The following is a 7,232-nucleotide window of genomic DNA, read 5'->3' on the forward strand; positions in this document are numbered from 1 at the left end:
GCTCCCGCAGGAGTCTCGCACTTGCGTTCCAATCAACCTTAAATCGTTTCGTTTTTAAAAACAACAATCTTTCCGAAAAGAGCCATATAAAAAGAAATTAGGCCTTCGCGTGAAAAAGACGGCACATAATGAACATATATGTGCCGTCTCTGATTTTCTAAATCTTTTATAAAGAATTGTGATGACCTATTCCTTTTTTTTCTTCAGAGTTTCCACGAAAAACGACCATTACTCATTCCTATGAAACAAGTTTTAATCCCACTGCTGCGCCAAGGACCATGGCTATAAAAATGACCCTTCGCCAATCTTTGGATTCCCCGTAGAGGAGCATCCCGATTATCGCTCCGCCCGATGCGCCAATCCCTGTCCAGATAGCATAAGCCGTCCCCATCGGCAAGGTTTTCATGGCAAAAGCAAGAAATAGGAAACTTGCTCCGAATCCGATGAATAACAGCAGCAAGGATTGCCAATTACGGTCTTTGTGCAATTTATTTATCATCGCAACCCCAAACATTTCAAATAGCCCCGCTAAGATTAAAAAGACCCAAGCCATTAAGATTCATCCCCTTTCTCAGCTTTATCATCAGTCACTAATTTCAAGCCGATCACTCCTGATAACAAGAGGAGGATCAATAGCGTTTTGCTCAGCTTGAAGGATTCCCCAAAGAAAATGATTTCGGAAAAAACGGTCCCGGCCGTCCCCATACCGACAAAAACGGCATATACCGTTCCGACAGGAAGCTTCCTGCCAGCCATTATCATCAAATAAAAACTGATGATGATCGAAATGACCGTTCCAGACCAAGTCCAAAAGTCATCCGCATGTTTTAAGCCAATCACCCAAAATACTTCAAAAAAAGCTGCAATGAATACTTTAATCCAGTTTGTGCTCATGAAATACCGCACCTCCGTTTTTATTCTTTACCAAAAAAACAAAAAAAGCCCAAGAGATAACCGTTAAACAGTTTCTCCCAGGCTTTTATCCTTCCGTGGCACAGCATGCTGTGAGTTTTCTCTCGGACCAGACCAGCACTAGACGCACTGCGGAACCCTAGAAAACCTTTGACATATGCAATTACCTTTCATTATACATACTTCTTGAACTAACTCAAGGTTAAAGTTTAATGAAAAAAATGGATGGTGAGCTTTTTGCGCAATAAAAAGTTGAAAAAGCCCCGATAAGGTTCGGGGCTTTTTTTGACTTGCTATTTAGGCACTCACTATCCGTTTCCGTGATGCACCTTCTTTTTTATGTGATACATAGCTATGCAGGATCATTCCTATGATGACGATAAAGATGCCGAACCACGATAACGGAGAAGGAATCGGTAAAGATAGGAATAGTAATTCGCCAGCCAGTGCAAAAAGGACCTCCATCGATTGTGTAGCTTCTACGGAAGCTAATTTCTGAATATTTCCGCTTACCAAATCGGTCGCCTTGAAAAAAAGGACTGTGGCGATGACTCCAGAAAATAGGGCCACCAATAGGGATTGGAAACTTTGCATCTTCGTCGGTGCCCCTACTGTAAAGAAACCGTACAATGAAAGCAGAAACCAGAATGGCAGACTCGCCAAAGTCATTCCCAATACCCGCTGATAGGCATCCAGGCGTCCTTCGGATACTTCCATCATTTTGCGATTTCCCAAAGGGTATGCAAACGAGGCGATGACGATCGGAATCACTCCCAGCCAAAGATTGGCCATTGAAATGTGCTTGGTATGTTCCAGCTGCATCAGGATGATTCCAAGCAGGATGATCATGGACATGAGGAGGCCTTTCACAGAAACCTTTCCTCTTTGCCTTTCGAGCCCATCTTTCGTTTGGACATTCTCAAAAAACAGAGGCGCAAGTAATGCACCCGAAATGATCGTGATTTGCCAAGTGCCGGCAATTAGCCAGCCTGGTGAGTAGGCGGATGCAAAGCATAAGGGAGCATAAAATAACCCAAAACCGACAAAACTCCATAGCAGCCAAGGACCCGGCTTTTCTCTCATCACTCGTAAAAGCGGAAGCAGATTTTTTCTGCTTAACACGATGCATAACAGAAAAGGCACCATAAAGATATAACGCAGCGAAGCACTCCATATCCAACTTCCGCCAGATAACTCCATTGCCTGATTTAAAACAAACGTAAATGCAAAAAAGAAAGCGGAACAAATACCTAATATAATCGGACGCAATTGACTCACCTCAATCTGTTTTATGAGTCAGAAAGACTCTGGAAGCATGGCAATCGTTTCGTCTTTCTAAACGACTTTCAAGAAATATCCACTGCGTCAAAAGTGGAATGTGAATTTTCGGAATATTATAAGCGATCAAGTTAAATTGTCCTTCAAAAGCAATAGAAAATCAACAGGATTCTTTGAAACTAGTGAAATTCCTTCTCCATGATTCGACACGGAACGAAAGAAATGGCTTTTGGAGTTAAATGAAGACGTTTCCATTTTAATATTTAAATTAACAAAATGTACCATCTGAACAAGCGAGAAACGTTGTTATGACGCGGATCATGAAGGGATTACTAATATTTTATATAAAAATCATATAGAGGCAGATAATATATGAAGATACGAGAATTGACGAATATGGTAGGGAGTGGTATCTTTATAAAAGTGCAAATAATGTCGAATGGTGACGAAATATTAAATGCAACATTCGCAAGAAAGTTAGTGGGGTAAATTAAATGAAATCTACAGGTATTGTACGTAAAGTTGACGAATTAGGACGGGTAGTCATTCCAATTGAACTGCGCCGAACATTAGGAATTAATGAGAAAGACGCTCTGGAGATTTATGTAGAACAAGAGCGCATCATCCTTCAAAAATATAAACCAAACATGACTTGCCAGGTTACAGGTGAGGTTTCCGATGACAATATGAAACTTGCTGATGGTAAATTAATACTTAGTCCTGAAGGTGCCGAACTTCTTATTAAAGAAATTCAAGCCAGCATGGAAACTGCTAAATAATTAATATACTGGATATATAGCATCCAAGTGTAGGGAAGGTTTTCCCTACACTTTTTTATATTAAATGGTGAAATAATAAAAATGGTTCGTTTCACGGACGAAACCAGTTTTTTCATAAAGTCTTTGTGCGTTTACATTATCCTTGCCTGTCTCCAGTGAAACCCCTTTGGCACCTGCTTCGCGTGCAAAAGTGATGGCCGCGTTCAACAACTCCTCGCCAAAACCCTTTTTGCGGGCGGACTCCTTCACGAATAAATCATTCAATACCCATGACCGCATCATACTCACAGATGAAAAAGAAGGATATAATTGTACAAAACCAATAGGATTTCCTTCATCATAGGACATAAAAATCACAGACTCCCCATTCGTCAGCCTTTCCCTTAAAAACTCCCTTGCCCGACCAGGATCGGATGCTTGCTCATAAAACACTCTGTATAAATCAAAAAGTTCGGTCAGTGATTCCAGCTCATGCAATGTAGCCTTCTGTATGCTCATAATGGACCTCCAATTGTTAGAATACTCTAAATTTATCATTTAATCATGCTTCCCGCCAAATTCAAAGCCACATTTTCCGGCGCCAAAAATCAGGATGGAGCCCAAAAAGGCACCATCCTGATTTCATTTCATCATGAAGCGGGCAATATACCAAAGTTGAGCAGTAAACTCATGGATGATAAGCGTTTATTCGTGAAATTAGAGCAAATACTCGTGAGATTGGTCGATTTACTCGTGAAATTAGAGCAAATACTCGTGAGATTGGTCGATTTACTCGTGAGTTTAGATCAGATACTCGTGAATTAAGCCGATTTACTCGTAAATGTAACATTATCAAATTTCATTGTGCACTAAAAATCACAAACCAACTCCTCTTTCCTTCATTATTCGAGTGGTTTAGCTTCTAAACCGCCTGTATTAAGGATGTGGACCTTAACGTTTATATCATGTAGTGAATGCTTATCTAAGAAATCCTTCGGCTCAATTATATGATTCTTTTGCCAATATTTTGTCTCTTCGAAATTACTGAATGGTACGATGGAGATAACAACCATGAGAAAGCCGACAGCGAAAAGAATTCCGACCTTCATTTTTTCCGTTTTCCTATTAAAGATTTCCGTTATTAAGAATAATCCCAGTGAAACACGGATATAGGCACCAGCAAGCCATTGATAAATGGAAAAGAAATCTGTATGTTCAATATATTTTCCAATAGTCAGCAGGCGCCACTGTTCATAGGCAGGGTACCTCATGGCTTCGGCTAAGGTCGGGCTGAATTCGGCGAGTGCTGCTGTTAATGGGCCCATCAGTAGAAACAATAAACCGAGACATGTGAAAACCAATACCTTCCAACTGGTCTTATCCGTAAGCTTTTCCTGGAAAAAAGCGATTAAAATCAGTTCGGCAAGACCATAACCAGAATACTGCAAGGACTTAACACCATGAAAATAGCCATTCTCGAAAAGGGGAAGGAGGTGGCTATAATCTTTTGTCTGTATATTTCCGGTCGCAACGAAAATGCCAAGTATGATGACTATTGGCAATAATACAGAAGAACAAATGGCGATGGAGTGCATACCTGAGTGGGCAAGAAAGATGCATAGCAGCGTAAACGGAATGATAATCGCTAAACTTGGGGTTTCAAAAAGAAAGGTTGTCGTGATCCAATCAATCGTTTCCTTGGTTGTTGCCAATACAAGACTGATCAGATAAATCACGATAAAGAATAAAACGATGTTTTTAATAGGTTTCCCAAATCTATTATCAAGCCAATTTGTCAGGGACCGATTATTCATATTCTTGATTATCCTCGATAATATATAGACCCAAACCGGTATCAATCCAATAATAAGGAGAGAAAAAAACCAAGAATCCCTTCCGCCGGTGGATAGAAGGAAAGGGATCAAAATAACATGATTAAGAAGGCCGATTGATAAAAAGAAGATGCTAAGAGTTTGTATCGAACTGATTTTCTTCAAGATGATCCTATCCCCATTTCCATTGTTTAAAGTTTGGGATGATGCAAATGCCATTCCTTTGTTATGGTTGCTAAATGTGGATACGGGATAATGGGTGGATTAATACTCCTGCGGGAATGGAAGCATGAACAGGCTTGCAAAACAAAGAATGGCCGGTAAAAAGGATTTGTCTCAATAAATAAAGAATATAGAATATATACTGGATGCTATTTATATTGAACATCAAGGGGGAAGGAAGATGGATTTAAGATACCCGGTTGGAACGTTTCAGTTTGACGGGGAAATTACTAGTGATGTGGCCGAGGGGTGGATCAACGAGATTGAAGCTTTGCCTCGGATGCTGCGGGAAGCGGTAGGTAACATGGATGATGAAAGGCTTGATACAGCTTATCGGCCTGGAGGATGGACGGTCCGCCAGGTGGTGCATCATGTTGCCGATAGTCATATGAATGCGTATATTCGCTTCAAATGGGCCCTTACGGAAGAACGTCCGGTCATTAAACCGTACGAAGAGGCGGAATGGGCAGAACTGCCTGATTATGATTTGCCGATTGAAGTTTCTCTAACACTAATCGAAAGTATACATATCCGGATGTGCAACCTTTTATCGGGTCTTCATGCAGACGACATGGGCCGAACATTCATCCATCCTGATTCAGGAGAGGTGACGGTCGGTGAAAATATAGGCATTTATGCTTGGCACGGACGCCATCATCTGGCCCATATTACTTCTTTATCAAAGCGCCAGGGATGGTGAATATGATCATGATCGTTTCGCCTGAAAGGTTGTGGTTACTGTGAATGCTGAGTTGAAAATCGAACAATTAACATCACTCCGCGACCACCTTAATGAACTTTCGGTTCTTAAATCCGGATGTGATTCTGTTTGTCGCTAAAATACAGGGTGAGATTGTCGGGAGCGTACAGTTACATGTATGTTCAAAGCAAAACGGCGGCCACCGTGCGGAAATCGCAAAATTAATGACACATACTGGTTATAGGCGAAATGGAATAGGACGTTCACTTATGCTGGAGGCTGAGAAGAAGGCCAAGCAGGAGGGACGGACATTATTGCTCCTGGATACAAGGGAGGGAGATCCTTCTAACGCCCTGTATACTTCATTGGGATATATTCAGGCAGGCAGGATCCCTGATTATGCGAAATCTGCAAATGATAAATGCCATCCAACCATTTTTTATTATAAAAAAACGAATTGAATGGGGGGGAATTATATGCAAGCTGTAATCGAAAAACAGGGTAAGGGGATTATTGCAAGATTCGATCGCCTGCTCAATCATTCGGTGGAAAAGGTATGGAGTGCTTTAACGGAGAATGATAAGGTGGAAAAGTGGATGTCCAACCTGGAAGTGAAGGATCTTCGAAAAGGCGGGACCATCAAATTCAATTTCAATGATGGGTCAGGGGAATCTTTTGATATGAAAATTAGGGATTTTCGGGAATCTGCCGTTTTAGATTTTGATTGGGGTGACGGCTGGGTTCGTTTCGAGGTATCCCCTGAAAAGGATGGATGCTCATTGGTATTGAAAGAATCCATCACGCCGGTTAATGATCATACATCAAAGGATTTGGCAGGCTGGCATGTTTGCCTCGAAATGTTGAGTGATTTACTGGATGGTCATCATCAGGACTTCCCTATGGACGAATGGGAAAAATGGCATAAGGAATATACGGCCGCCGTCGAACGACTTGATGGATGAATGGAATGCAGGTGAATAAATAAAACCGAAGTGATGTTATGACTGTAACTTTTTGGAATGGGTTTTGCCATCCAGTTGACTTTAAAATAGAAGGGAAATACATTACCTATCCAAGGAGGTCAGAGGGTTGGTTCTCCATTATATTGACCAACCCGAAGACCAGTGGGAGGTAATACCCTATACTTTTAGATAGGTTCTGATCCATTTACGCTAAACACAGGCAGATAGCCTGTGTTTTTTTAGGGCATTAAGAAAAAATATTGAAATAGAATAAGGTGTTTGAGAGATGAAATCATTAAACAAGTAAAGGACAATTGGAAAAAGAATATCACACTTTTTCTAGGCAGTCAGGCCATATTAGATTATCCTTAAAGTTTTTTACTGAAACCCCCAATGGATTTCTGAAATCAACTGGGGTTCGAATTATCTAAAAACTGAGGCCGTCATATTCGGTCTACAGTATGTAAGGGGGAATCGTGTTCTATCAAATCTTAAAATAAGGCTCTTTTTGTTAAGATTGTTGTGTTGTTTTTAAAACGGGACTATTTAAGGTTGATTGGAGTGGAAG

General features: G+C 40.8%; 9 protein-coding genes, 1 pseudogene and 1 riboswitch. Of the genes and pseudogenes, 5 read left to right on the forward strand and 5 right to left on the reverse strand.

Annotation, left to right across the window (positions count from 1 at the left end; all coding sequences use genetic code 11):
* Positions 1-238: 238 nt before the first annotated feature.
* The 3 genes from ACFVSH_RS20755 to ACFVSH_RS20765 all read right to left on the reverse strand — a co-directional run bounded on the left by ACFVSH_RS20755 (position 239) and on the right by ACFVSH_RS20765 (position 2,181).
* Positions 239-553 (reverse strand): DMT family transporter, encoded by a 315-nt coding sequence (locus ACFVSH_RS20755; RefSeq protein ID WP_387707598.1) that lies wholly within the window; start codon positions 551-553, stop codon positions 239-241.
* Positions 553-894 carry a DMT family transporter gene (locus ACFVSH_RS20760; RefSeq protein ID WP_063232562.1) on the reverse strand — a complete coding sequence of 114 codons (342 nt, stop codon included), beginning with the start codon at positions 892-894 and terminating at the stop codon, positions 553-555. The genes ACFVSH_RS20755 and ACFVSH_RS20760 overlap by 1 nt, the downstream gene beginning before the upstream one ends.
* 72 nt (positions 895-966) lie before the next feature.
* Positions 967-1,066, reverse strand: a riboswitch (guanidine-I (ykkC/yxkD leader).
* 143 nt (positions 1,067-1,209) lie between these two features.
* Positions 1,210-2,181, reverse strand: a complete 972-nt coding sequence (locus tag ACFVSH_RS20765) for a DMT family transporter (RefSeq protein ID WP_387707600.1) — start codon at positions 2,179-2,181, stop codon at positions 1,210-1,212.
* 503 nt (positions 2,182-2,684) lie between these two features.
* Here ACFVSH_RS20765 and ACFVSH_RS20770 point away from each other — a divergent pair.
* Positions 2,685-2,969, forward strand: coding sequence for a transition state genes transcriptional regulator AbrB (locus tag ACFVSH_RS20770; protein ID WP_053536026.1), 285 nt, complete (start codon positions 2,685-2,687; stop codon positions 2,967-2,969).
* A gap of 60 nt (positions 2,970-3,029) precedes the next feature.
* Here ACFVSH_RS20770 and ACFVSH_RS20775 read toward each other — a convergent pair whose 3' ends face one another.
* Positions 3,030-3,467 carry a GNAT family N-acetyltransferase gene (locus tag ACFVSH_RS20775; RefSeq protein ID WP_387707601.1) on the reverse strand — a complete coding sequence of 146 codons (438 nt, stop codon included), beginning with the start codon at positions 3,465-3,467 and terminating at the stop codon, positions 3,030-3,032.
* A gap of 171 nt (positions 3,468-3,638) precedes the next feature.
* Here ACFVSH_RS20775 and ACFVSH_RS20780 point away from each other — a divergent pair, with 171 nt between their 5' ends.
* Positions 3,639-3,773 (forward strand): hypothetical protein, encoded by a 135-nt coding sequence (locus ACFVSH_RS20780; protein WP_387707603.1) that lies wholly within the window; start codon positions 3,639-3,641, stop codon positions 3,771-3,773.
* Between the two features lie 77 nt (positions 3,774-3,850).
* On the opposite strand, the gene ACFVSH_RS20785 is transcribed toward ACFVSH_RS20780, so the two are convergent.
* Positions 3,851-4,945 carry a GerAB/ArcD/ProY family transporter gene (locus ACFVSH_RS20785; RefSeq protein ID WP_387707605.1) on the reverse strand — a complete coding sequence of 365 codons (1,095 nt, stop codon included), beginning with the start codon at positions 4,943-4,945 and terminating at the stop codon, positions 3,851-3,853.
* A gap of 238 nt (positions 4,946-5,183) precedes the next feature.
* On the opposite strand from ACFVSH_RS20785, the gene ACFVSH_RS20790 reads away from it, so the two are divergent.
* From ACFVSH_RS20790 to ACFVSH_RS20800, 3 genes and pseudogenes are all read left to right on the forward strand, one after another.
* Positions 5,184-5,702 (forward strand): YfiT family bacillithiol transferase, encoded by a 519-nt coding sequence (locus ACFVSH_RS20790; protein WP_387707607.1) that lies wholly within the window; start codon positions 5,184-5,186, stop codon positions 5,700-5,702.
* Positions 5,703-5,809: 107 nt separating this feature from the next.
* A pseudogene (locus ACFVSH_RS20795) lies at positions 5,810-6,163 on the forward strand (GNAT family N-acetyltransferase); the annotation flags it as partial.
* A gap of 15 nt (positions 6,164-6,178) precedes the next feature.
* Positions 6,179-6,664: an SRPBCC family protein gene (locus tag ACFVSH_RS20800; protein ID WP_387600911.1), complete on the forward strand. Its 486-nt coding sequence runs from the start codon at positions 6,179-6,181 to the stop codon at positions 6,662-6,664.
* Positions 6,665-7,232 lie beyond the last annotated feature (568 nt).

The sequence above is a fragment of the Peribacillus sp. NPDC058002 genome, assembly GCF_042886655.1.
Taxonomy (GTDB): domain Bacteria; phylum Bacillota; class Bacilli; order Bacillales; family DSM-1321; genus Peribacillus; species Peribacillus aracenensis.

What these genes read in the sequence shown, in the direction of transcription:
- ACFVSH_RS20775 (WP_387707601.1), bottom strand. Translation starts at nt 3,467, where the DNA reads ATGAGCATACAGAAGGCTACATTGCATGAGCTGGAATCACTGACCGAA.
- ACFVSH_RS20780 (WP_387707603.1), top strand. Translation starts at nt 3,639, where the DNA reads ATGGATGATAAGCGTTTATTCGTGAAATTAGAGCAAATACTCGTGAGA.
- ACFVSH_RS20800 (WP_387600911.1), top strand. Translation starts at nt 6,179, where the DNA reads ATGCAAGCTGTAATCGAAAAACAGGGTAAGGGGATTATTGCAAGATTC.
- ACFVSH_RS20760 (WP_063232562.1), bottom strand. Translation starts at nt 894, where the DNA reads ATGAGCACAAACTGGATTAAAGTATTCATTGCAGCTTTTTTTGAAGTA.
- ACFVSH_RS20770 (WP_053536026.1), top strand. Translation starts at nt 2,685, where the DNA reads ATGAAATCTACAGGTATTGTACGTAAAGTTGACGAATTAGGACGGGTA.
- ACFVSH_RS20755 (WP_387707598.1), bottom strand. Translation starts at nt 553, where the DNA reads ATGGCTTGGGTCTTTTTAATCTTAGCGGGGCTATTTGAAATGTTTGGG.
- ACFVSH_RS20790 (WP_387707607.1), top strand. Translation starts at nt 5,184, where the DNA reads ATGGATTTAAGATACCCGGTTGGAACGTTTCAGTTTGACGGGGAAATT.